Raw genomic sequence first — 26,251 nt, forward strand, 5'->3', positions numbered from 1 at the left:
TTCACTAACATAGGTATCACACGGTTATTTTATTTTTTTCCGCAATGGCGATAATCCAAATAGTAATGACCCCATAAAAAAAGAAGCAGCCTTGGCTGCTTCGCGAAATCGGGCTAGTCGCTGCGTCAGGCATTGGCGACCATGGCGTACAGTTCGCTTTCTTTCGGGGTTACCGGTGCGGCATGCAATAAATCCATTAGCTGTGCAGCCTGTTCCTCATCCAATGCATCCAATTCCATACCAAAACCACCGTCATTGGTATGGATAACAATCGCATCATAGCGATAACGATGCAATTTATGCGAATTGCGATAAGCCAGAATCTCAATGCCCAGTTGCTGCAAGGGTTTAATGCCGACCAAATCTGATTCAACAAACAAGCCGTAACGATTGCCATTTTTAATACGGCCAATGGCTACGGGAAGTTGATATTTATAGATAAGTATTTTGATATCGGCCGGATAACGCTCGCTGCATCTGTGTTCCATAATGATTTTCCTAGCAAAGTTGAGTGAATTGTTTAACCCGTCACACCTGGTTAACCAGGCGATGATAGGTTGCTAATTGTTGGCGGATCCGAGTCGCCAACCCTGGATCAACTTGATCCCAATCAAACGTCCACACCCAATTTTTATCCGTTGTCCCCGGCATGTTCATCCTGTGCCGTCCATCCAGCTCCATAAAATCTTGCATGGGAATAATAGCCATGCGACCAACCGATGATAATGCCAGGTTTATTAATAACCAGGGCATTGCATCGCTTGAGTGAAAACAATAACTGCGCAATTGTTGTCGCGAAAAATCGTTTAACGACGCATACCAACCCAGACTGGTATCGTTGTCATGCGTTCCGCTGTAAATCACATCCGCCAGGGAATGATTGTGCGGCAGATGGGGATTGGCAGGGTTGCCATCAAAGGCAAACTGCAGTACCAGCATGCCCGGCAGGGCAAATTGCTTGCGCAATGCTTCAACCTCGTCGGTAATAACGCCCAGGTTCTCAGCTACCAGAGGCAGATCCGGGTATGCTGCAAAGCAGGCGTTAAGCAAGGCTTCTCCCGGTGCCTTGATCCACTCTCCCTGGCGAGCGTCCTGGGTATCGCCTGGAATCGACCAATAGGCTTCAAAACCACGAAAATGATCAATCCGGATCAGGTCAAATAATTCTAGTTGAGTTTTCAGGCGCGCGAGCCACCAGCGAAAATTATCGGCGCGCATTACGTCCCAATCATAATGGGGGTTGCCCCAATGTTGGCCTGTTTCCGAAAAATAATCCGGTGGAACACCTGCAACACTCATGGGTTGCCCTGCTTCATCCAGCAGGAAACTGCCCTGCTCCGCCCAGACATCCGCACTGTCGTGTGCAACAAAAATAGGAATATCTCCGAACAGGTAAATGGATTTTTTCTGCGCATAATTGCGCAATGACTGCCATTGCTGAAAGAAAGCAAATTGCTCAAAACAGACCTGGGCAACCTCTGGCGCCAGCTCCTGGCGGGCGGCAGACAACGCCTGTTGATCGTGCTGACGTAACCCTTCCGGCCAGGTGGTCCAGCTTTGTTGCTGGAAATGGTTGCGCAAGGCACAGAACAGGCTGACATCATCGAGCCAATAAGCCTGGGCTGCGCAAAAAGCATGATAGGTTTGTGCGACGCTAGCACCGTATTCCGTCTGAATAAACGCAAAAAAACTGGCGCCAGCTTGTTGACGGGCTATAGCCAGGTTAGTGCGATCAGGAGAAAAGAGATGAACAGATTCTGCTGGAATCCAGCCCTGCTCTATCAACCAGTCAAAACTGATTAAATCCGGGTTACCTGCGTGGGCAGAAATCGATTGATAAGGCGACAAATCCTGATGTGTGGGACCAGTAGGTAGCATCTGCCATACACTTAAACCTGCTTCGGCCATAAAGTCGATAAAACGATAAGCTTCTTTTCCCAGGGTGCCAAAGGCAGTGGTTCCTTCCAGGTAACGGGATTCACTGCATGGCAGGGATGTTGGATGCAGGAGCACTCCGGCGCGACGTTGTGAAAAAAAACTGACCTGAGCCTGGGTGCTCGACATGAAAAAATTCCCCGAAGGAAAAGCAAGTTGATGAACTGTCCTGCCTGCAGTTAATCAGGCATGCCCATGGCGCATAACACCGCCGCTGGCAGGGTCACCACCGCCAACACTGATAACCTGCGCAAGATAAGCCGGCACCGGCTCTTCAATAAGTGCATATAAGTTACTCAAATGGCGACGATAGAGATATTCAAAATCACTCACACTTTGTGCCGGATTGTAATCGCCAAACCACCAAAACCAGTCAGATCCCTCGCACAGGGCTAATTGTTTTTCAATTTGCGCGAGCCGCTCGGCGGTAAAGGTTTTGGTTTTAAGTGCATTGTCTACATGGGATTTGGCCTCACAGAGCATATCCCAGCCACGGTTTTTGTCACGATCGCCAATCCAGGTTGAAAAGGTGCCATAAACCCAACTGCCCGCGACCAGATGTGGCATCTCGGTTGGGATTGGCTGTTGTTGATCCAACACTTCGGCATAGGTTGCCATTGCCAACTGTGGATGATCAGACAGGGAGCGATAGAGTGTCGATAAAAAGTGATAGGCGTTTTCCGGAAAATATTCCCAGGCGTTTTCACCATCCATGATGACGGAAATCACCGTATTGGCGGGGTCGTTGGCGCTATTGGCAATGTTGACCATGTGATTGATCAAATCGCCCACCGCATCGTCGGAATGCCAATTGGAATATTTGAACCCGATAAGGTCAGAAAGACCATCATCGCGAAAAAAGGTTTTTAAGGGCACCTGTGCAAATTCATAGGCGCGATGCAGGGAAATATGCTGCTCTTGCAGGCGCTGTGCTACAGCCTGGTTTTGTTCATGGCGCAGGGTGTTATGCAATACGGAATCACCGGTGGCGGCCCATTCAAATTTGGCCTCATGCAAGAGCGCCAGGGTCGCGTCACTCAGGGCGCCCTCCGATGCCCAACAGCCACGTGGGCGCACGCCAAAGTAATGCTCGAAGCTCCTGATACCTTCATTGAGATGCCATTTGGCACGGTTGCGACCATCCGGGTAGTGGATGGCATTGGGCAAGGTAACATCCGGCATTGCCTCTTTGGCGCTGTTGATATCGATCAACAAAGGCACAATGGGATGTGCGTAGGGGCTCATGCAAAGTTCTACCTGGCCATTTTCAGCCAGTTTGCGATAGCGCGGCACAACAGAGGCAACCAACTCGCCAATAACTGTCATCAACAAACGGCGGTCATCCATGTTGAAACCGCGCGCTTTGTCTTGCAGGCGCGTAATGCGCGAGTCGGTACGGCGCACGATTTCGGCGGTCCAGGACAAGTGATACCAGACACAAAGATCAACCAGGTATTGCTCGCTGAGGTAGCGACACAAATGGGGCTGATGGGAAAAACTGCTGGCAATATCCGCGAGTTCCCGATAATCCGGGAAACGCTCAATCAAGCGTTCGCGGTTTGCACGCAGGAGCTTTTCCACCAAGCCTGCAAATGCAGTAGAACCTGGCGGCGGCAAGGCGATGTCGGTTAAGGATGCCAGGACGGCATCCTTGATGTTGGTGTGCGATGAAAGATGTGACTGGATTTGCTCGGCATAGTCGTCTAGCTGTTCCAGCAGGATAGGTGCGAAATTCACGACTGCCTTGGCTTTGGGCTGGAGCTCAATGTGTGCAGCCATGTCCACATAATCCTTGATGGCGTGAAGATAGGTCCATGGGAAATAGTATTCACCGGTAATAATGTCGCGATAATCCGGCTGGTGCATGTGCCATAAGAAAACAACTTTGGTTTTGCCGGCATTAACCATAAATATCATCCTGTCCCAACATATCTGGAGTGACCAGTACTACCCCTTTGGGCGATACATGAAAACGTTTCTTGTCTTCCTCAAGGTTGTAACCGATTACGGTTCCCTCGGGGATTTTGCAATAGCGATCAATAAGGGCGCGGCGGATTTTACAATTGCGATGGATTTCCACATTGGGGAACACAACTGAATCGGAAATTTCACAGTAGGAGTGCACCCGCACGCGAGGGAATAACAGCGAATGCCGCACTGTCGACCCCGATACAATACAACCCCCGGCAATCAGGGAATCTATCGCAATACCGCGACGGTTATCCTGGTCGAAGACAAACTTGGCCGGAGGGACTTGTTCCTGGTGCGTCCAGATTGGCCAAGCTTCGTCATACAAATCCAGCTCCGGGTTTACTCCCGCCAGCTCCAGGTTGGACTCCCACAGGGAGTCTACTGTCCCCACATCACGCCAATAGGCATCGCCACCGGAAACCGGATCGCGGAATGGGAAGGCCATCACGCGATTGTTTTTAATCATGGACGGAATAATATCTTTACCAAAGTCGTGTGATGAATTGGGATTATCGCGATCTTTCATAAGTTGTTGGTACAGCACTTTGGTACTGAAAACGTAGATCCCCATAGAGGCCAGTGCCTTGTCAGGTTTGCCCGGCATGGGTTCGGGATTGGCGGGTTTCTCGGTAAATTTAACAATGCGGTGGTCTTTATCCATGTCCATTACGCCGAAGGCATGGGCAATGTCCAGGGGTACTTCAATACAGCCTACGGTGATATCCGCTCCCCTTTCAACGTGGGCAGCAATCATGGTGCCGTAGTCCATTTTATAAATATGATCACCGGCAAGAATTAATACATATTCGGGATTGTGGCGGCGAATGATATCCAGGTTTTGCACCACTGCGTCTGCCGTGCCGGCATACCAGGATTCGTCCAGGCGCTGTTGCGCAGGCAACAATTCCACGAACTCACCCATCTCGCCACCCAGGAACCCCCACCCGCGTTGTATATGGCGATCGAGTGAGTGGGATTTGTATTGCGTAAGCACACTAATACGACGAATTCCCGAGTTGACGCAATTGGATAGCGGGAAATCGATGATGCGAAATTTACCACCAAAATGCACAGCAGGCTTGGCACGCCAATCAGTTAATTGGTGGAGGCGTGAGCCCCTGCCTCCTGCCAAAATAACCGCCAGGGTTTCACGGGTAAGACGACTGACAAAACGGCCCGAAGTATGTGGTGTACTCATTAAAAGCGATTCCTTAAGCGTTATCTTTTGTGGATAGGATTCTGTCGTCCCGGGTTACCCCAGTGTAGGAGCAATATCAATGCCAAAGCTTGATCGAGCTCAAAACACGGATTGAATAACAAAATCTGAAAGGCATGCGGTGAGACACAATGCGGTAACATACCCTCACCGGAACAATCCAATTGTAGACACAAGTTTGGCACTGAACCTGCAAATCCCTGGACGTGTTTAAAAAATTTTGAAAACCTGGATGCAACAAAAATGAAGGACAATAGCTAAGCTAGTAAATCCCATGGGTATTACGTTTGTGTGTCGGTGATACCTGTCGATGTTGTATGCCAATCCTGGCACGCGTTATTAATTAGGAAGGATGGAATGTCGAATCCCAAGCAAGAACAACACTTAAGTCAAGATTTGCTACGTATTATTACTGCAACACACCACGATCCCTTTGAGGTTTTGGGTAGACACTCCCTCCCCGTTCCAACTGCAACCGCCGACACCCTGGTTCGGGTTTACCTGCCAGGCGCACGTTCAGCCGAGCTGGTAATTAACAGACAAAACAGACAAATTGCCCCATTGAACCGCCTTCCGGGAACTGATTTCTTTGAGTGGTACGGTTTGGGGCAGCAGCTTCCCGTCCACTATCAAATTGAATGGTACGACCGCCACAACCAACACCGGGTTCATTATGATCCCTACGCCTTTGCACCACAATTGGGCGAACTGGATATGCACCTGTTCGCTGAAGGTCAACATTGGAACATTTACAATCTTTTGGGTGCACACCCTCGCCAGGTGGATGGCATCAATGGGGTGCTTTTTGCCACCTGGGCCCCCAATGCCGAGCGAATCAGCGTCGTTGGCAATTTCAACGATTGGGATGGCCGTCACCATCCCATGCGTGTGCGCGGTAGCAGCGGTTTGTGGGAATTATTTATCCCGGGTGTTCAGCCGGGCGACCTGTATAAGTTTGAAATCCGCAACCGCCAGACAGGTGCGGTATTCCTGAAGTCAGACCCCTATGGCCAGTCCTTCGAACATCGTCCCAGTACCAGCTCCATCATTACAGCCGATTCAGCATTTGCCTGGCAGGACGCGGACTGGATGGAACATCGTGCCCACTGGGATTGGCAGGCCTCTCCCCTCTCTATATATGAGGTGCATTTGGGGTCCTGGCGCCGCGGTTGGGCCGGTGAGTTTTTAAGTTATCGCGAGCTGGCCCACCAGCTGGCGGATTATGTGAAATACATGGGCTTTACCCATGTTGAAATACTGCCGGTCAGCGAGCATCCGCTGGACGATTCCTGGGGATACCAGACCACGGGCTACTATGCGCCTACCAGTCGCTTTGGTTCACCCGATGACTTCCGTTATTTCGTAGATCACCTGCACCAGCAGGGTATCGGCATTATCCTCGATTGGGTGCCCGCCCACTTTCCCAAAGACGCCCATGCCCTGGCGCGCTTTGATGGTTCAGCACTTTATGAGCATGAAGACCCACGCTTGGGCGAGCACAGGGACTGGGGCACCTTGATCTACAACTATGGCCGCAGTGAGGTGCGTAACTTCCTGCTGGCCAATGCCCTGTTTTGGTTAAAGGAATATCACATTGATGGCCTGCGGGTAGATGCGGTCGCATCCATGCTGCACCTGGATTATTCCCGCCAACCGGGCGAGTGGATTCCCAATATCCACGGCGGTAATGAAAACCTGGAGGCCATGACCTTCCTGCAACAACTAAACGCGATCTGCCATGGCCAGCATTCCGGTGCCCTGGTGATCGCCGAAGAATCCACCGCCTGGCCACAAGTCACCCGTCCTACCTGGGTTGGCGGCCTGGGTTTCTCGATGAAATGGAATATGGGCTGGATGCACGACACCCTGGAGTATATGAGTAGGGAGCCAGTCCACCGCCAGTATCACCATAACCAATTAACCTTCGGCATGATGTACGCCTTTACCGAGAACTTCCAACTGCCGTTTTCCCACGATGAAGTGGTGCATGGCAAAGGCAGCATGATTAACAAAATGCCGGGAGACGATTGGCAGAAGTTTGCCAACTTGCGCCTGCTCTATACCTACTTGTATACCTATCCCGGCAGCAAACTACTGTTTATGGGGGGCGAATTTGCCCAATGGAGCGAATGGGCCCATGGGCGCTCACTCGATTGGCACCTGCTCGATTACGGCCCACACCAGGGTGTGCAATCGGCGGTGAAGGACCTCAACCATTTGTACCGGCAGGTTCCATCGCTCTACCAACGCAATTTTCGCGGCGATGGTTTTGAATGGATTGATTGCCATGACAGTACCCAATCCATCATCAGTTATATTCGTTCCAGCGATAGCGAGTTCACCCTGGTTATCCTGAATTTTACGCCGGTGCCCCGTTACAACTACCGTATAGGTGTGCCTGTGGCCGGGCAATACCAGGAAGTGTTCAATTCTGACTCCCAGTTTTATGGAGGTAGCAACCTGGGTAATGCCAACCCGCTCTACACCCAGCCTGTGCCCTGGATGAACCACGGCCAGTCGCTGGAAGTGACCCTGCCGCCACTTGGGGGCCTGTTGCTCAAACTCGCCTGAGATAACGAGCAAGCTATTGCCGCATCGAGCGTATCTGCTCGATGCTTTTCCATCAACGACACAGTCAATAGTAGGGATTAGCCATGCATTCGATCTTATTTGCGACCAGTGAAGCCTATCCACTTATTAAGACGGGTGGCCTTGCCGATGTTGCCGCGAGCCTGCCCAGGGCCCTGCTCAAACTGGGTCATGATGTCCGCATCCTGCTGCCGGCCTATGAGTCCTTATTAGCCAAGGCGGCCAGTCAAGGACTTAAAACCCTGGGCGAGATTAGCCTGGATGACATCAACCTAACCCTGCACCAAACTCGCCTGCCGGGAACGCGGGTGACCGTCTGGCTGGTCGATATACCGGAATTCTCGGCGCGCGCCGGCAATCCCTATTGTGGGGCCGATGGTAATGATTGGTACGACAATCACCTCCGTTTTTACTGGTTTGCCCGTGCTGCTGAAGCCATTGCCCTTAACCAGGCAGGACTCAACTGGCAACCGGACATCGTCCATTGCAATGATTGGCAGACAGGGTTGATTCCCGCCCTGCTCTCCCTGCACCCGGAGCGGCCGGCCACCCTGTTTACCATTCACAACCTTGCCTATCGCGGGCTTTTTTCCTACCAGGCATTTGGTGAGCTCAACCTGCCCCCGGCCTTTTGGCACCACGAGCGCCTGGAGTTTTATGGGCAAATGTCGTTCATGAAAGGCGGTTTGGCCTTTGCGGATTTTATTACCACGGTCAGCCCCAGCTATGCACAAGAGATCCAGTTGCCCGAACACGGCTATGGACTCGATGGTTTGATCCGCTATCGCCAGGAATCACTGAGCGGTATTTTGAATGGTATTGATACCGATGAATGGAATCCCGGAAAAGACAAACACCTCGCAGCGACTTACAACCGCCGCACCCTGGGTAACAAAACCAAAAACAAACTGGCGCTACAGGAAACGCTGGGGCTGGCGCTTAACGCCGATGTGCCCCTACTGGGATTCATTGGCCGCCTGGTCGACCAAAAAGGTATTGACCTCATCCTTAACCAACTGCCTTTACTGCTGGAGCAGGATTGCCAGTTGGTTGTCCTCGGCAGCGGCTTCCCCCACTATGAGCAGCGCCTGCGTGAAGTAGCCCGGCAATATCCTGATCGGGTGTCTGTCACGATTGGCTATGACGAAGGCTTGGCCCACCAGATTGAAGCGGGATGCGATATTTTCCTCATGCCCTCGATTTTTGAGCCCTGCGGCCTTAACCAGATGTACAGCCTGCGCTATGGCACATTGCCTGTTGTCCATGCGGTTGGCGGCCTGAAAGATACGGTGCAGGAGCGTCCACTGGATAATCCCGGTGAAGATGCCAATGGCTTTGTGTTCCACTCCCCGGATGCCCTGGACCTGCACGCCGCTATCCTGAGGGCACTGGATGCCTATCGTCAGCCCGCCACCTGGAAACAGTTACAGATTAATGCGATGAACCGTGACTCATCCTGGGAGCAAAGCGCAAAAGCCTATGAGGCGATCTACGCAAATCTATGCTCTTGAGATCGCCAGGTTTTTACAGGCTTGTTAGACTATAAGCGCGACCAAAACAACTCTCGCAACCGCTGGCCAAATGCTCCTGTGAACGGCGCTCCAAGGCCAGCGGTTGTTTATTTATAACAACAACTCACCGGATCTATACGGAATTATCGCCAGGAGTTCGCTATGCCCATCAGCCCCTATGCTGGAAAGTTACTGCCACTGGATATGTTGGTGGATCTCCCCCAACTGGAAAGTGCCTATTACAACAACAAACCTGACGTAAGCATTCCCGAGCAGCGCGTCAGCTTCGGAACCTCTGGCCACCGGGGCTCTTCGCTGAATACCAGCTTCAACGAAAACCACGTCCTGGCCATTACCCAGGCAATCTGTGACTACCGCAGCAAAGAAGGCATCAACGGCCCCCTGTTTATCGGTATCGATACCCATGCCCTGTCTGAGCCAGCGCAAATCAGTGCGGTGGAAGTGCTCGCGGCTAACGGTGTCAATATCATGCTTGCCAAGGGCGGTGACTACACACCGACCCCGGCAATTTCCCACGCCATTCTGACTTACAACAAGGGACGGGCCACAGGCCTGTCGGACGGTATCGTGATTACCCCGTCGCACAACCCTCCCGATAACGGCGGTTTTAAATACAACCCGACCAACGGTGGCCCCGCCGATAGTGACATCACCAATTGGATACAGGCACGTGCTAATGAATTGCTGCAAAACCAATTGCGCGATGTCAAACGCATGAATTATTTGCAGGCGGTGAAAGCCTCAACAACCCATCATCACGATTATGTCCAGGCCTACGTAAGCGACCTGTATAAAGTGATTGATATGGATGCTATTCGCGGCGCTAATATCCACATGGGAGCCGATCCGCTCGGTGGTGCCGGTATTCACTACTGGCAGGCAATTGCAGACATGTACCAACTGAATCTGAAAGTGCTCAACACCAGTGTCGATAAAACCTTCGCCTTTATGACCGCTGATTGGGACGGCAAGATTCGCATGGACCCCTCATCGGCTTACACCATGCAAGGCATGGTCGCGCGTCGCCACGAATACGATGTCGCCTTTGCCTGTGATACCGACCATGACCGCCATGGCATAGTCGCCCCCAGTTGCGGCCTTTTACCGCCCAACCACTATTTGGCGGTGGCCATTGAATTCCTGTTCCAGCATCGTCCACAGTGGGGCGTGAATACTGCTGTCGGCAAAACCCTGGTGAGCAGTGCCATGATTGACAAGGTGGCACAAAAACTCGGTCGACGTTTGCATGAAGTGCCCGTCGGCTTTAAATGGTTTGCTCCCGGTTTATACGATGGCAGCCTGGGCTTTGGCGGTGAGGAAAGTGCGGGTGCTTCCTTCCTGCGTATTGATGGCAGTGTCTGGACAACCGATAAAGACGGCATTATCCCGGCTTTGCTTTCTGCAGAGATCAAAGCCAAAACCGGTCGCGACCCCGGCGAGTGCTACAAAGCCCTGGCCGATGAGTTTGGCCATGCAGCAGAAGCCCGCGTTGAAGCCCCGGCCAACAGCGAACAGAAAAAAGCCCTGGCAAAATTATCTGCCGCGCAAATTACCTCTACCGAGCTGGCCGGTGATGCTATTGAACAAATCATCACCCATGCGCCAGCGAATAATGCCCCCCTGGGCGGTATTAAGGTGGTTACTGGCAGTGGCTGGTTTGCCGCACGCCCTTCCGGTACCGAGGAAATTTATAAAATCTATGCCGAAAGCTTTAAAGGCAAAGACCATTTGCAGCAGTTGATTTCCGAAGCGCAAACCATTGTGGATAAGGCAATTGCCTGATTATCGACAGACCTAAAAAAACCGCTGATTTACAGCGGTTTTTTTAGGTCCAGTGACAACACTTAGTGTGCTGTCCTGCGCCTATTCCAGTCACCCATTAACGTCACTATGACGTAGAGCACAACCAATGGAATCAATCCGTAGAGTACGACTTCCTGCAGTTGTGCCAGATAATCAAGAGACAGGGCCATAGCAACCAGAATCCATACATAAGCAACATACAACACCAGGAACATAACCCCTTCAATCCGGTTAAGGATACCCCCGACGAAAAATAAGGGGACACATAACACCGCAACAGCCAACATAACAGGTATATCCAGGGTGGCAAGTTGTTGCCCTGCAAGCAAGGGGGAGGGAGAGATAAGGCCTGATACGCCCAGCACACAGAGGATGTTGAAAATGTTGCTACCCACCACATTTCCCACCGCAATATCACGTTCGCCGCGCAGTGTAGCCACAATCGAAGCAACCACTTCTGGCAGGGATGTGCCTGCAGCAACAATGGTTAAACCAATCACAGCTTCATTAACACCCCAGGCCATTGCCAGCTCAACCGCACTCTGTACCAGCCAGCGCGCGCCAAGTACCAGCATCACCAAGCCCCCGGCTACTAATAACAGGTTTTGCCATGCCGGAATTTTTTCCTTGAGCATTTCCTCTACTTCGCTATCAGAGACATCCTGGCCTTGTTGTTTGCCCTGGTAAAACAAAAACCAGGTATAGGCCACCAACCCTGCCACGAGAATGACAGCTTCCCAGCGCTTGATATCACCGTCCAGTGTCATCACCACCGCAACAATAGAAACCCCCACCATAATGGGGACATCCTGGCGAATCAACTGCCTGGAAATAAGCAGCGGAGAAATAATTGCGGCCAGTCCGAGAATAACCAATACGTTAAAAATATTACTGCCGACAACATTAGCAATAGCCAGCTCCGCCTGTCCCGAATAGGCCGATTTAACACTGACGGCCAATTCCGGGGCACTGGTGCCGAACGCGACAACTGTCAGGCCAATCACCAGTGACGGAACCCCAAAGTTAGCGGCCAAACGCGCTGCACCTTTGATCAACAGATCTGCGCCATATACCAGTAGAACCAATCCAATTATTAAAAACAACCAAACCATAGAAGTAACCAGATACGCTTAATGACTATTATGTTTAAGTAATGCCCGCAGACGCATCAACGCGGCAGTGGGATCCTGTCGGTTTCACCGGGCACCAGGGTAAATTCCCCTGCATCCCAGCGAGCGCTGGCAGCATGAAGTTTTTCTTTGCTGCTGGCAACAAAATTCCAGAAAATAAAACGCTCATCGGTAATGGGTTCACCCCCTGCAACCATCAAGCGAACATCGGATATAGCTATCAGTCGATCGCCTGGCTCCAGCAGGGCCAATTGATAAGTACACACCGGATCCTGTGAATCACCCTTGGCAATCGCCAACTCCCCTTCACAGACATACACCGCCAGCTCATGACCGGGAATATCTAATGACAGGCTGGAACCTGCATCCAGTTGTAAATCCACGTAGGTTGTTGGGCTTGCACTGGTCACCGGTGACGTTTTACCCAAGGCAGTTCCAATCAGGATGTGGGCACAGTAACCATCCCCCTCTACACGGGGAATATCACTGGCATCATAGTGGGCAAACTCCGGCTCGCAGTCTTCCTGCACTGTGGGGAGCGCCAGCCAGGTTTGTATGCCTTCAACCGGTGCGCCACTGCGACGAACGCTATCGGGAATACGCTCTGAATGTACGATACCGGAACCTGCAGTCATTAAATTAATAGCGCCAGGCTCAATTACTTGCTCTACCCCCAGGCTATCGCGATGCACCATGGCTCCGGAAAACAGGTAGGTCACTGTGGCTAAACCGATATGCGGATGTTGGCGCACATCACCTTCAGTTGTGTCGGGCTTAAACCTTGCTGGCCCCATATGATCGAAAAAAATAAACGGCCCCACCCGCTGTTGGTGACGGGAGGGTAACAGCCGTCTCACTTCAAAACCGATTTGCTGCACACGGGGCTCAATAATTAACCGCATAATTTCTCCGCGTATTCGATAGATTGATTGGCAAATGGGTTTTGGAAAATTGGTAATTGAAAACCTTAGCCTTTGAGTTGTGTCCGTATCTGGATGCGTCCGTGAGACATGAGTTTGTGGATCGGGCACTTCTCTACAATCGCAAACAACTGCTGGCGCTGCTCGTCAGTTAATGGGCCGACAAAATCCAGCGCCATCGACAAACCATAATCGCCTTGTTTTTCCTGGCTATCGTCGCGTGTGAGCTGGACATTAATGCTCTCCAGCGGCATCCCGCGACGCTGGGCGAACATGGTCAGGGTAATTGCGGTACAAGACATCAGCGATGTATCAAACAAATCATGGGGGCTGGGGGCAGAGTCCTCGCCCCCCAGGGCTTGGCTGACGTCAGCATAAATATGATGGGTTCGAATACTGATCTGCTGGCGGTATTTACCATCGGTAGCTTTTTGTAGTTGGATCATAGGCAGCTCACTGGATATTAAGTAGTTGTTTCATTTTGCTGGGGTTATAACCGCGCAGGACTTCACCGTCGATCATCACCAGGGGAATACCGCTGCCGCGCAATTGATCATATTGGGCGCGCCCTTCGGTAGATTTTTCAATATCGTATTCCACATAAGCAATATTGTGTTTTTTAAAAAACTCGCGGGTTTTTGCGCAGTAACCACACCAGGTTGTTGCATAGAGCACAACGCCCTCCTCATGCGCCGCAGAAAAATCCGGTGGTGGAGCGAATTCATCGCGGATTTTATGCCAATTCAAAAACACACCCAGTGCGACCAGCAAAAATAGATATTTTTTCATCCTGTTTCCCTGTTGTTTATCAATGCTGCTCAGATACGGCAACTCAACGGCAAATCTTTAATATCGATGTTGGTTTTATTATCCCCAATTGCCTGCATTCCTTCCGGTACGGCAGAGTTGCCGCAAATCCAGGACATGGGACTTTGCGGTGAATCCTTAACGACAACAGGCCTGACACTGAGCCATTTCTCTTTCAGGTTGGGGTGGGCTTTGTTGCCGAAATGCAAGTGGAATGCCCCTTTTTCCAACTCGATACGGTCGACATAATTCCCCAAAAGCTTATCGGCTTCGGGAATACCGGCCTCCTGGTTGTCAGATAAGAACTTAAGGGTGGTTTTATGGTAAAACGCAACCAGGCCCTTATAATCCTCGATCAATTCCAGCGACTCACTGACCTGCTTGCGCGTCAGGGTTGGATCGGGTGATGGCATTGCCATAAGCGCCACTATGGCAATAATGGCTAATACCACCATCATCTCTATCAAGGTAAACCCTCGCCGCATCCTGTGGGTTAGGAGTCCCGGGGGATTAGCGCAAAAATTTTTCCACATACCAGCAGCTCGCCTGAATCACTAAATGATGCTCCCTTGCCCAGTGCAGCCCGGTGCGCACCAGTTTTTCTGCCATACCCTTGCCACGCAGGGCCGGCGGGACATAGGTACTATAAAAGTCGACCTGTTTATCCCCAAGCCGATAAGCCAGGACGGCATCACCTTGTGGATGTCGAATGACAAACCGCCCCGCACTTACCTGATGCTCTACCTGAAACTCCATTATCGTTACCCAATGACTTGCCTGTTCTGAAGTGTACAAAAAAATCCCCCACTTGCCTGCGCAAGCGAGGGATTTTTGTGATCTGGTCTGAACACGGGCAAGTTAAACGCGTGTTCCCCAGAGGTCATACTCATCGGAATGCTCGATCTGTACATTGACGATATCACCGGGCTTTACCTGGATGTCGCCATTGAGATAAACACAACCGTCAATTTCCGGGGCATCCGCATAACTGCGGCCAATGGCACCTTCATCGTCAACCTCATCGATTAATACCGGCAGGGTTTGACCCACTTTTTGCTTGAGCCGCTCGGTCGAAATCCTCTGCTGCAACTGCATAAAACGATCATAGCGCGCCTGCTTGATTTCATCGAGAACCGGGTCGGGCAACTCATTCGCCTTTGCCCCTTCTACCGGTGAATATTGGAAGCAACCGACACGATCCAGTTGCGCCTCCTCAAGGAAGCCCAGTAACTCTTCAAAATCTGCCTCGGTTTCGCCGGGAAAGCCCACAATAAAGGTAGAGCGCAATGTCAGGTTAGGCACCTGTTCACGCCAGTTTTTGATGCGTTCCAGGGTTTTCTCAACCTGGCCCGGGCGGCGCATCTTACGCAGCAGTGTGGGACTGGCATGTTGGAATGGAATATCCAGATAAGGCAATACCTTGCCCTGGGCCATCAGCGGAATCACGTTATCTACGTGCGGATAAGGGTAAACATAATGCAGGCGTACCCAAACGCCGAGTTCCCCCAAGGCAGCTGCCAGCTGGTACATATCGGTTTTCAGTGGACGGCCATCCCAAAAATCGGTGCGGTGTTTGATATCGACACCATACGCAGACGTGTCCTGGGAAATCACCAACAGCTCTTTTACCCCGGCTTTTACCAGGCGCTCGGCCTCGCCCATTACCTGGCCAATCGGGCGACTCACCAGCTTGCCACGCATGTCGGGAATAATGCAGAAACTGCACGAATGGTTACAGCCTTCGGAAATCTTCAGGTAGGCGTAGTGACGTGGAGTCAGTTTAATCCCCTGGGGAGGCACCAGATCGGTAAAGGGGTTATGGGTCTGGCTGGGCGGTAAATGCTCGTGTACCTGGGCCAGGACTTCCTCATAGGCGTGTGCACCGGTGATGCCCAATACATTGGGGTGAACCTGGATGATCTCGTCTTTTTTGGCACCGAGGCAGCCAGTAACCAACACCTTGCCATTTTCATTGAGCGCCTCACCAATGGCACCCAGGGATTCCTGCACTGCGCTATCGATAAAACCACAGGTGTTTACAATCACCATATCGGCATCGTTATAGCTGGGGACTATGTTGTAGCCCTCCATGCGCAGCTGGGTGAGGATTCGCTCGGAATCCACCAGGTTTTTCGGGCAACCCAGGCTAACAAAGCCAATGGTGGGGTTGGAGGTGGAGCTGGATTTCATAGGGTTACAGCCAGAGGTGGTCAAAAAGGGACGCCATTGTAGGCGTTTAACCGCAATTTTGCATTTTCCAAATACAGTAATCGACTAATTTTTAGGCTGGTGACCAGGTTGGCAGGCCGGAGGTACAAGGACTCATGATGGGTTAATCGGTACAAAACTGCTGTATAACCCATGGATATCGTAGGTAGCTATCTCAAACAGGTACTGCCCCTTGAGGAAATCCAGGTAATAGGCATCGGCATAGCCGTCGTCTATGGTAATAACGGTATATTCACTCTCGCCCTCGCGTTTGTAGCGCAGCTCGTAACCACCAATTTCGGTCACATCCAGTGCATCGCCATTTTCCCGCTCGGTTGGGGTAGTCCAATAAAGCTCAACAGGGCCATCCACATAGCGGCCAAACACAGAGGAAGATGAGGAGGAGAGACTGGAGGATGAAGGTGCTGACGACGGTGAATTGGACGTTGAGGAAACCACCAGCGAGCTCTGGCTGCTTTTTTGTTGTGTCGGTGCCGGGCTGGAGCCCCCGCCCCCACCGCCGCAGGCGGCCGTAAACAAAGGCGCAATAAACACCATAACGGCCGTTGTTTTGCGCAGGCGGCGTTGCCAATTCAAACTGGACTTTAGTTGGCTGCGATCGATAAAACCCAGCTCCACCAGGATTTGTCCCAGCTCTTGCGATTGCGGCTCCCGGGGTTGTTCTGAGCGGCGTCGCTGCTGGAGCTGTATGGCCTGGCGCAATTGCAACGAGGTTATCGCTCCTTGCTCCACTAATAAATCACCCAGTCGGGTGGATTTATATCTCTCTTTCATTACTCAACAACCTCAATGTCGACTCGCTGAACCCCAAAGCCATCTATCGCTTTGGCTGTCATCTATATCATTTCCGCAAAGTGTAGCTGGCACTATTCATAGACACCGATGAATTTCGCACTTTCTGCAGAAAAATGTGCTAATGGTCATGTATTTTCATATTATTTTTTTAGAAGCCAATTGCATCAGGGTAAGCGAGCGATGCCATCCCTGATGGCCACCAGGGCATCATAAATATGGGCGCGGGTTGTACCTATATTCATGCGCATAAAGCCGCTTCCCCCTTCACCAAACACAATGCCAGGGCTTAAACCCAATTTGCACTCATGGATAAAAAAATCACGCAATTGGTTGTCGTTCATAGCCAACTGCCGACAATCAAGCCAGAGTAAATAGGTTGCCTCCGGCACCTGCATACGAATTTGCGGAATCTCGCGCGCAAGAAAATTAGCCACCATTCGGCAGGTTTCGGCTAGATAATCCATTAACGCCTCTAACCAGGCCGCGCCACCGCGATAGGCTGCCTCAAAGGCAACAATACTCAATGGGTTGGTATTGCTGATATGCAGGGACTCAAACACATGCTTCATGGCCTGGCGCTGCCGGGGATCGGGAATGACCAGTGCCGATAATCCCAGGCCGGGAATATTAAATGACTTGTTCGGAGCCAATGTCGTTACTATTTTATCTCCCGCCTGGGCCAGCCGCCCCAACATGGTTTGGGTATATCCCGGATAAACCAGGTCGCAGTGAATATCATCGGACAGGATGGTCAGGTTATATCGCCGGGCAATATCCAAAATCCGCATTAGTTCATCAACGGACCAGACTCGCCCTACCGGGTTGTGTGGCGTGCATAACATCAACAAGCCCGCGCCCTGCTGCGCACACTGCTCAAGGTGGTCAAAATCCATTTCATAGCGTCCCTGGTTTTCGCGCAATGGATTATTCAGCAGGCGTCTTTGATGCGTTGTTACCGCAGAGAAAAAAGGAAAATACACGGGTGATTGAACGATTACACCCTCACCGGGATTGGTAAACGCCTGCACGGCGGCAAACAGCGAAGGCACGACACCCGGCGCCATGACAATCCACTCGCGCTCAATTACCCACTGATGGCGACGGGCAAACCAATCAATCATGGCGTCGTAGAGGCTTTCAGGATAAAGGCTATAACCAAATACCGGGTGTTCAATTCTGTTTGCCAATGCACGGGTAATACATTCAGGCACGGCGAAATCCATATCGGCCACCCACAAGGGCGTTACACCTGCTGTGCCAAAGTACTGTTGTCGGCCATCAAATTTTACCGAGTGGGTGTTTTCCCTTGTTATAGGTAGATCAAAATCAAACGGCATATAGGTCTCAAATCTATCGTTTAACGAGAGGCCATCTCAAAAATCATTCAGCGGCCTGTTATTCCGGTTCCAGAAATTGACTGCGAATTTCCAGCATGTTAGGCAGCGCTTTTATAAAACAATCAACCAACTCCGGGTCAAAGTGCCTGGCAGACTCAGCTTTGATGTAAGCTACCGTAGACTCTATGCTCCAGGGCTCTTTATAAGGCCGTTTACTGGTGAGCGCATCAAATACATCTGCCAGGGCGACAATACGCGCTTCCATGGGAATCGCCTCACCAGCCAGGCCCTGCGGATAACCGCTGCCATCCCATTTTTCATGGTGGTACAGGGCAATACGGCGAGCCATTTGCAGCAAACTGGAGGAGTCTTCACCAATAATTTCTGCACCGATACGCGCGTGCTGCTTCATAATGTCCCACTCTTCCGGCGTTAACTTGCCAGGTTTTTGCAAAATGGCATCAGGTATACCCATTTTGCCGACATCATGCATAGGTGCGGCATTAAATAACTCTTCAGCATCCGCGATCCCCATACCGGCAGCCAGCGCTATTTCCCGCGCGAAATGGCTCATGCGAATGACATGTAATCCGGTTTCGTTATCCTTGTATTCTGCTGCACGGCCCAATCGATGGATAACTTGCAAGCGGGTTTCACGCAAGATTTCTGCACTGACCAGCGATAATTGTGCCTTTACGCGTGCCAAAACAATCGGAGCGCTGACGGGTTTAGTAATGTAATCCACACAACCTGCAGCGAAACCTTCTGTCTCATCCCGGTCATCCGCCAGGGCCGTAATAAAAATCACGGGAATTGCCTGCGTCAGTGGATGCTGCTTCAATCTGCTGCAGGTTTCCAGGCCCGTAATACCAGGCATCATAATATCGAGCAGGATCAGTTGGGGCTGCTCTGACTGTGCCAAGGCAATTGCTTTTTCGCCATCGCGGGCGAAGATCAATTGGTAGTCTTGTTGCAATATCTGGCGCAACACCTGCAAATTCAATGGCTCGTCATCGACGATCAATAATTTGGGGCGACTATCGCGGTGTGGAGTCATTATGCGTCTCGCGTAACCCAGGGGGCATTATTTATCCAATCCGCCAGCAATGCAGCGGCGCTATCAAAATCAAACTGATCGATAGCACTTTCCAATTGTGCAAACCATTGACTGGGCAAAAGGCCTTGAAGCTGGCGTAGGCCTTCCTCATCAATACTGGAGTGTTGACAGGCATACGCCAGGCGAAGGAGCAGGCTAAGTGGAATAGATGGCTCTCCTGCAGTGTCTGCAGCTTCCGTCGGTAACAGATTGTCGAGTTGATGAATGACCTGAGTGATAGCGTGTGCCAACAATGAGAATTGTGCATTACCGGACGGTTGGTGTTGTTCAATATTTTGCAAAATATATGCAACCTGTGCCAAACCAAGGTTGGCCGCCGCCCCCCTTAAACGATGTACCTGCTGTTGCAAATTGTCTGCACCCGCCTGAAGTGGATCACTACTCACATCCCGACAGAATTGATCAATGGCTTTGTATAACTTGTCGCTGTTTCCCCAGCGTGCAAGCGCAGCCGGCAAGTCAATAACAGGAAGATTAAGCGGTTGCTGTTCAGGGCGGTTATTGCGTGTACCTGCCTGTAATCCAAGGCAGCGGGCAATTTCTGTATAGAGTTCGGCCTTATCAATAGGTTTGGAGGCGAAACCACTCATTCCTGCCATATCCGCTTCCAGGCGGTCCTTGGGTAACACGCTGGCAGTCAGCGCAATAATCGGGGTTAACTGACGCTGCTGTAGCCGCTCCCACTCGCGGATAATTTTGGTGGCCTGTAGACCATCAACCTCCGGCATTTGTATATCCATCAAAATAATGTCAAACACTTCTGCCTGAAACATAGCCCATGCCGACAAGCCGTTATCCACACTTTTCACCTGATGGCCATCACGGGTTAATGTTAACTCCAGTACCTCAATATTTTGTGGCACATCATCAGCGATTAGAATTTTTAATGGTGGCAGCGCTGTTGTTCTGGTGTGGATTTTCAAGCTGCTACCTGCAGCCGCTTCCAGCGGCAGCCACACAACAAAACAACTACCTTGCCCTTCAACACTCGTTACACTAATTTTCCCTCCCATGAGTTCGGTCAATTGGCGTGCAATAGTAGTTCCCAAACCTGTGCCGCCAAAACGGCGTGCCATGGATGCATCCGCCTGGGTAAAAGGGGTAAAAATATGTTCAATACGCTCGACAGCAATACCTATACCAGTATCCTGTACTTGCATACGTACACCCTCGCCCAGAACATCTACGCTTAAGCGCACCTCACCGGTTAAGGTAAATTTGATGGCATTGCCCAACAGGTTGACCAAAACCTGGCGTATGCGCAGTTCGTCACCAAGCACTTGATCCGGCGTGGTGTGCACATAATCCAGATGCAGGCCAAGCCCCTTTTTATCAGCCTGTATTTGCAGTTCGGCCATAATTTGCTGGCATAGCTGTTTTAACGAGAAAACATGCATGTCCAGTTCCAGGGCACCGCGCTCCAGTTTTGCCGTATCAAGAATGTCATTCAGCAATCCCAAGAGCGAGCGCGCTGATTGACGTACAGTTTGCATGTGCTTTAACTGAACAGGGTCCAATGCAGAATCGAGCAGCAACTCGGTAAAACCAATAATGGCATTCATGGGCGTGCGGATTTCATGGCTCATGTTGGCGAGGAACATGCCCTTGGCGATAGAAGCCTGCTCGGCGCGCTCTTTGGCGGCGACCAAATCCTGCTCCATCGCTTTGCGCTCAGAGAGGTCACTGGCAATCGTGAAAATCTTCCAGGGTTTTCCATCCACATCAAAAATAGGTGTATAAATAGCCTGAACCCAGATTGGGTTTTCATTGCAATCGATATAGCAAAACTCACCACTCCGAAAAATTCCCCGGTTCAAATCTTGCCAAAATTGTTGATAGTCTTCGCTGGCGGCCTCTTCCGGCATGCAGAGTATGCGATGGTGACGCCCCAGTAATTCGTTTTTGTGATACCCCGTCAGTTTCAGGAAATTTTCGTTAACACCAATAATGGTCCCATCCATATCAAACTCAGCCACAGCCGATGCCCTGCCAATAGCCTCAACAACCCCTTCAAACTCATGGGCGCGACGCTTGGATTCAGTGATATCCATAATCACCCCGTCAATCCATATTGGGGTGCCGGTCTCATCGTAAACGCCGCTAGCCGTTTCCGAGACCCAATGCTCGCTGCCATCGCGATGGATGACCCGATATTCACAGGTATAGGAACGCTTGCGCGACAAGGCATCCGTTACTTGCGCATTGATACGCGCCACATCATCGGGATGTAATAAATCCCCCATAGTGACATGCCCGGACATAAAGTCGCTGGCAGGCCAGCCAGTGACCCGCTGTACCGCATCGCTGATAAAAATCATATTCCAGGGCGCCACCAGATGGGAGCGAAATGCGATGCCGGGAATATTGCTGATCAGGGTACGGTATTGCTGCTCACGCGTGCGCAATTCCCGCTCCATGGATTTACGGACACTAATATCGCTGACAAAACCAACAAACAGCGTCTGCCCTGGTAACTCTGCTTTACCGACAGCAAGACGCACAGGAATTTGCCTGCCGTCTTTATGCAGGGCTACCACTTCCCGACCGGTTCCGATGATTCGCGCATTACCTGTCTTGGCGTAATTGTGAAGATAGGAGTCATGCTCGGAGTGATAAGGTTCCGGCATTAACATCTTGATATTACGCTGTTCAATTTCTGCCGGGGTCCAACCAAAGAGTTGCTCGGCAGCATTATTCATTGCCAGGATCTTGCCCTGGCTGTCGATAGTAATTATTCCATCGACGGCAGTATCCACGATGGCTCGCAAACGCGATTCACTATTGAGTAACTGGTTATAGAGCTGGCGATAGCGGAGCACCAAATTACCGGCCAAGGCCAGCATACTCAGTGCCAGGGTGGTCGCACTGATAATAATGGCGAGCAAACCATGGTTCTCACTTGATTCCACCAGGTGACCACCTGGCTCCCCCATAAAACGGGCGGCCCCCATACCGGTATAATGCATGCCCGCAATCGCCAATCCCATGACGCTACTGGCTAATAGGCTTTTTTGTACGGGGCCTAATTGATTGTTGCCACTCAAGCCAAAGCGAATCCACAGCGCCAGTATCGCTAACAGGGCAGCAACCAGAATCGATGCGGCAAACCACCAGGGATCATATTTCAGGCTGGCGCTCATGTGCATAGCGGCCATGCCGGAATAATGCATGGTGCCAATACCCGCCCCCACCAATATGCCCCCAACCCACAACTGGCGCCGACTGATCTGATCGTGGGATAGCATCTGCAATGCAACCCAGGATGCCAGTACAGAGGGAACCATCGACAGAAAGGTCACCAGAGGGTCGTAATGCACATGGTTACCAATGCGAAAGGCAAGCATCCCGATAAAGTGCATGGACCAGATGCCGCCTCCCATGGCCAGGGAACCGGTGAGCAATGCAACCTGGGCATGTAATCCCCTGGGGGCTCGATGTGCCATGGCAGCAATCTGCAACCCGATATAGGAAGAACCAATGGCAATGAGGATAGAAAGGCAAACCAGCCAAGGGTTATAAGTCCCCTTGAGCAGCATGGCAGGATCAGGATGGGTAATAAAAATATCTAACATCGAATAAATGGGGTTTATTAAAGGGAAAGGAAATAACGAATGGTATTTACAATCCTTGATACTCAACTGCCTTGCAGCACAAAGTCTAGTTGAGCCACCCCATTTATGCGAACAATATTATGGCAAGCACACGCTGCAATTTACTTGCCATCGCAGGAATGCTTATAACTTTTCCCAAACGGTCACTTCCGAAAGTGTATGTTGAAACTTGCGTTTGGTTTCACGGATGATAAATGGTACTTCACAAGGGCCGCTGATCAGGCGGAAATGTTGGCCGAGGTGCGCGTGCAAGCCATCCAGTGTCGTGAAGCTTTCACCATCCTTTTTAAAGCCGCCAAGCCAATCCTCGCGTGGGGTGTGATCAGTGAGCCAGGTGTAAGGCGATGCCAGCATGAGTATTCCGCCCGTGTTGATACGCTCGTGAATACTGCCCAGGAATTTGGCCGGATTGTACAAGCGGTCAATCAGATTGGCAGCAAGGATGAAATCATAACCGCTGAACACAGGTTTTAAATTGCAGGCATCGCCCTGGAAGAATTCAACCTTGTCTTTGACATCGACCAGGCCCAAATCTGCGAGTGAACGGGATTTATAGGAGACAAGCTCGCCTTCGTCAGCCAAGGTATAACGCAGGCTTTCGCCGTTGGCGAGTTGTACACCTTGACCAATAAAACGTGCAGAGAAATCCACGCCGGTAACTTGCTCAAAATACTGAGCCAATTCAAATGTGGCGCGACCAGATGCACAGCCCAGATCCAGCGCTCTGCGCTTGGGTTTGTCAATTAAAGCGTTTAACGCCAGATCAACGAGTGATTTGGAAAAATTCGGCACACCGAAATACTCATCACCGTAGTGGAATTCGGCGTACTCCGACATGAGTTTATCCGTTTCATAATGGGAACTGGGCACGGGTTTTATTTCTCCGGAGACGACATAGCGGAATCCTGCATGTTGGAAAAAGTGGCGACGAAATGCGTAGCGCGAAGTGTGCAGGCTTTCGTTGCCACAGGAAATCCAGGAACCGCCCTTAATAAGGTTATGGCGCCCATCAAAGGTAGGCGTGGTGAAATCATCGTAAATAGCATGGACCTCAAAACCGTCAAAGGGATAGATTGGTGTTTCGGTCCATTGCCAGGCATTGCCCACCACATCAAAAAACTCACCATGGGCAAAATGGTTTACCGGACAGGAGGATGCTCCATGATCCAGGTGGATATTAGCCTGGCTCTGCTGGTCGTTGGGATCCTGTAAGCCTGCGCTTTCATAGAGACGATACCATTCATCTTCTGTGGGTAAACGCACTGGCAAACCGGTTGCAGATTTCTTCCAATTACAAAAAGCCTTGGCTTCGTGGTAGTTCACCTCCACAGGCCAATCCCAAGGCATGGAAACTTCTTCGGTCATTAAACGTAAATACCAACCATGGTTTTTTTTCACCCAGAAAGTGGGATGTTGGGCTCTGCTATAAGCTAACCAGCCTTTACCTTCTTCTTCCCAATGATAGGCGTTCAAATAGCCACCAGCTTCAACAAACTGCAAAAACTCCTGGTTACTGACCAGGTATTTTGCGGCGTCAAATGCGGCAACAACGGCCTCATGCAATCCGTATTCATTATCCCATCCATAATAGGGATCCGTTTTATCTTTAGCTAAACACACCTGTCCCGCACTCACGTTTACCAGCACATTGTTTGGTGCAGCGCCGGTTATGCGATTGGGTTGCCAGCCAGGCGAGCTTTTCACAAATTCCAGTTTGTGCTGGCGGATCAGCACCGAGGAGGTTTCCAGGTGGATGCGCTCATGCTCTATGCCCATGATGACAGTCCACCAGGGATTGTGCCAATCCACGGGCAGATGTAATGGCGCCTTGTCGATTAAATCCAGTACCAGGTTGCGCACCTGATCACGATAGGCTTTTACTTCTGCCGGTGTTGGCCATTGGTAATTGGCATCATTGAGGTCGTCCCAACTCATTTCATCTACCCCCACCGCAAACAGGGATTCAAAACGCTGGTTGATACGCCGGTTGATCATACGGGCAAGCAATAGTTTGTTAACGAAAAACGTCGCGGTGTGGCCATAGTAAAAAATCAGTGGGTGACGCAGAGTGATCGGCTTGGTGTAAAACGCCTGATCATTGGCAAGGCACTCAAACAGGGACTCGTAGGTCGTAAAGGTATCCAGGAAATAATGGCGCAGGGCAAGGCGCAAGCTGGCTTCATCACCATCACGCAGGTTTGGTGTCCTGGAAAACAGGGGGGAGCGGGTTAACAGGTTTGTGGCACTCAATGGGGTGGATTCAGTGGTTTGGCGCAGCGTGGAATGTCCCGTATGCATCATGAACTCCCGATCAACATAAAACTGGAAAATAGCGATATCACTCCCGCCCCACAAAATCCCTGGCAAATTGCCAGGCAACACGGCCGCTGCGGGCACCGCGAGTCCTGTGCCACAGCAGGGCCGCTGTTTCGGCCTGTTCACTCCACTGCCCACCCAGGCTTGTCACCCAATAGTGGGCGGCTGCGAGGTAATCGTCCTGACTGAAAGGATAAAAGCTGAGCCAAAGCCCAAAGCGCTCGGAGAGAGACACCTTTTCCTCAATGCTGTCACTGGGGCGCAACTCGCCATCTTCATAACTAACATCCAGGTTTTCACGCATATTTTGCGGAATCAGGTGGCGGCGATTACTGGTGGCATAGAAGAGCATATTGGCCGTCGGCGCAGAAATAGAGCCATCCAATACAGACTTTAGGGCTTTATAGCTGATCTCCCCGTCCTCGAACGATAAATCGTCGCAAAAAATAATGAATTTTTCGGAGCGTTCACCGACCAAATCAACAATATCGGCCAAATGCAGCAGGTCGGTTTTGTCCACCTCGATAATCTTGAGTTCCTGGTCGGCGAAAGCTCCCCAAGCGGCCTTGATCAAGGTGGATTTACCCGTCCCCCTGGCCCCTGTTAAGAGCACGTTATTGGCAGATCGCCCCGCCATAAATTGTGCTGTATTACGCACAATGGCCTGCTTCTGGGTTTCAATATTTTTCAGTGATTCAAGCGCCACCCTATGGGGGTTACGCACCGCCTGCAGAAAGCCCCGTCCATTTGCCTGTGGGCGCCACCGGAAGGCACTGGCACGCCAGTCGATCTCCGGTGACCTGGGGGGGAGTACGGCCTCTACACGATCAATCAGCAGCTCCAGGCGGCTCAGGAATTGGTCCAGTTGTGTCACACTTGCTCCTCACTTTAAAACGGGTAACGCCCACAGTCATATTGGGGGCACAAAATGGCTGGTCTGATG

20 protein-coding genes are annotated in these 26,251 nt (G+C 51.2%); 3 read left to right on the forward strand and 17 right to left on the reverse strand.

The window, feature by feature from the left end:
- Nucleotides 1-125: 125 nt before the first annotated feature.
- The 4 genes from CJA_RS09165 to glgC are packed head-to-tail and all read right to left on the reverse strand — an operon-like array spanning nucleotide 126 to nucleotide 5,104.
- Complete coding sequence (locus CJA_RS09165; protein WP_012487498.1) at nucleotides 126-488, reverse strand: hypothetical protein; 363 nt, start codon at nucleotides 486-488, stop codon at nucleotides 126-128.
- A 40-nt stretch (nucleotides 489-528) separates the two neighbouring features.
- Nucleotides 529-2,064 carry a 4-alpha-glucanotransferase gene (gene malQ / locus CJA_RS09170; protein ID WP_012487499.1) on the reverse strand — a complete coding sequence of 512 codons (1,536 nt, stop codon included), beginning with the start codon at nucleotides 2,062-2,064 and terminating at the stop codon, nucleotides 529-531.
- Between the two features lie 54 nt (nucleotides 2,065-2,118).
- Nucleotides 2,119-3,843, reverse strand: a complete 1,725-nt coding sequence (locus CJA_RS09175; RefSeq protein ID WP_012487500.1) for a glycoside hydrolase family 57 protein — start codon at nucleotides 3,841-3,843, stop codon at nucleotides 2,119-2,121.
- Nucleotides 3,836-5,104, reverse strand: coding sequence for a glucose-1-phosphate adenylyltransferase (gene glgC / locus CJA_RS09180; RefSeq protein ID WP_012487501.1), 1,269 nt, complete (start codon nucleotides 5,102-5,104; stop codon nucleotides 3,836-3,838). Before glgC ends, CJA_RS09175 begins: the two co-directional genes overlap by 8 nt.
- Nucleotides 5,105-5,479: 375 nt before the next feature.
- Between glgC and glgB the strand changes: the two genes are divergently transcribed.
- The 3 genes from glgB to pgm all read left to right on the forward strand — a co-directional run bounded on the left by glgB (nucleotide 5,480) and on the right by pgm (nucleotide 11,025).
- A complete protein-coding gene (glgB, locus tag CJA_RS09185) occupies nucleotides 5,480-7,693 on the forward strand; it encodes a 1,4-alpha-glucan branching protein GlgB (protein ID WP_012487502.1) in 2,214 nt (737 codons plus the stop codon).
- 83 nt (nucleotides 7,694-7,776) lie between these two features.
- Complete coding sequence (gene glgA, locus CJA_RS09190; RefSeq protein WP_012487503.1) at nucleotides 7,777-9,222, forward strand: glycogen synthase GlgA; 1,446 nt, start codon at nucleotides 7,777-7,779, stop codon at nucleotides 9,220-9,222.
- A 162-nt stretch (nucleotides 9,223-9,384) separates the two neighbouring features.
- On the forward strand, nucleotides 9,385-11,025 hold the full coding sequence (gene pgm, locus CJA_RS09195; protein ID WP_012487504.1) for a phosphoglucomutase (alpha-D-glucose-1,6-bisphosphate-dependent): 1,641 nt from the start codon (nucleotides 9,385-9,387) through the stop codon (nucleotides 11,023-11,025).
- 62 nt (nucleotides 11,026-11,087) lie between these two features.
- Here pgm and CJA_RS09200 read toward each other — a convergent pair whose 3' ends face one another.
- The 13 genes from CJA_RS09200 to CJA_RS09260 form a co-directional block, all read right to left on the reverse strand.
- Nucleotides 11,088-12,158: a calcium/sodium antiporter gene (locus CJA_RS09200; protein ID WP_012487505.1), complete on the reverse strand. Its 1,071-nt coding sequence runs from the start codon at nucleotides 12,156-12,158 to the stop codon at nucleotides 11,088-11,090.
- Between the two features lie 56 nt (nucleotides 12,159-12,214).
- On the reverse strand, nucleotides 12,215-13,078 hold the full coding sequence (locus CJA_RS09205) for a pirin family protein (RefSeq protein ID WP_012487506.1): 864 nt from the start codon (nucleotides 13,076-13,078) through the stop codon (nucleotides 12,215-12,217).
- 65 nt (nucleotides 13,079-13,143) lie between these two features.
- Nucleotides 13,144-13,542 (reverse strand): OsmC family protein, encoded by a 399-nt coding sequence (locus tag CJA_RS09210; RefSeq protein ID WP_012487507.1) that lies wholly within the window; start codon nucleotides 13,540-13,542, stop codon nucleotides 13,144-13,146.
- A 7-nt stretch (nucleotides 13,543-13,549) separates the two neighbouring features.
- Nucleotides 13,550-13,885, reverse strand: a complete 336-nt coding sequence (locus tag CJA_RS09215; protein WP_041551389.1) for a glutaredoxin family protein — start codon at nucleotides 13,883-13,885, stop codon at nucleotides 13,550-13,552.
- Nucleotides 13,886-13,914: 29 nt separating this feature from the next.
- Nucleotides 13,915-14,436, reverse strand: a complete 522-nt coding sequence (locus tag CJA_RS09220; RefSeq protein ID WP_012487509.1) for a pilin — start codon at nucleotides 14,434-14,436, stop codon at nucleotides 13,915-13,917.
- Nucleotides 14,414-14,698: a GNAT family N-acetyltransferase gene (locus CJA_RS09225; protein ID WP_012487510.1), complete on the reverse strand. Its 285-nt coding sequence runs from the start codon at nucleotides 14,696-14,698 to the stop codon at nucleotides 14,414-14,416. The genes CJA_RS09220 and CJA_RS09225 overlap by 23 nt, the downstream gene beginning before the upstream one ends.
- A gap of 63 nt (nucleotides 14,699-14,761) precedes the next feature.
- Complete coding sequence (rimO, locus tag CJA_RS09230) at nucleotides 14,762-16,093, reverse strand: 30S ribosomal protein S12 methylthiotransferase RimO (RefSeq protein ID WP_041551395.1); 1,332 nt, start codon at nucleotides 16,091-16,093, stop codon at nucleotides 14,762-14,764.
- Between the two features lie 132 nt (nucleotides 16,094-16,225).
- Entirely contained in the window at nucleotides 16,226-16,906 is a 681-nt protein-coding gene (locus CJA_RS09235; RefSeq protein WP_012487512.1) for a hypothetical protein, read from the reverse strand.
- A gap of 185 nt (nucleotides 16,907-17,091) precedes the next feature.
- Nucleotides 17,092-18,264: a MalY/PatB family protein gene (locus CJA_RS09240; RefSeq protein ID WP_012487513.1), complete on the reverse strand. Its 1,173-nt coding sequence runs from the start codon at nucleotides 18,262-18,264 to the stop codon at nucleotides 17,092-17,094.
- 58 nt (nucleotides 18,265-18,322) lie between these two features.
- Nucleotides 18,323-19,321 (reverse strand): response regulator, encoded by a 999-nt coding sequence (locus CJA_RS09245; protein ID WP_012487514.1) that lies wholly within the window; start codon nucleotides 19,319-19,321, stop codon nucleotides 18,323-18,325.
- Nucleotides 19,321-22,953, reverse strand: a complete 3,633-nt coding sequence (locus CJA_RS09250; protein WP_041552187.1) for a PAS domain S-box protein — start codon at nucleotides 22,951-22,953, stop codon at nucleotides 19,321-19,323. Before CJA_RS09250 ends, CJA_RS09245 begins: the two co-directional genes overlap by 1 nt.
- A 162-nt stretch (nucleotides 22,954-23,115) precedes the next feature.
- Entirely contained in the window at nucleotides 23,116-25,293 is a 2,178-nt protein-coding gene (gene ovoA, locus CJA_RS09255) for a 5-histidylcysteine sulfoxide synthase (RefSeq protein WP_148208841.1), read from the reverse strand.
- A 37-nt stretch (nucleotides 25,294-25,330) separates the two neighbouring features.
- Complete coding sequence (locus CJA_RS09260; protein WP_012487517.1) at nucleotides 25,331-26,182, reverse strand: ATP-binding protein; 852 nt, start codon at nucleotides 26,180-26,182, stop codon at nucleotides 25,331-25,333.
- Between the last annotated feature and the right edge of the window lie 69 nt (nucleotides 26,183-26,251).

This window comes from Cellvibrio japonicus Ueda107, assembly GCF_000019225.1.
GTDB lineage: Bacteria > Pseudomonadota > Gammaproteobacteria > Pseudomonadales > Cellvibrionaceae > Cellvibrio > Cellvibrio japonicus.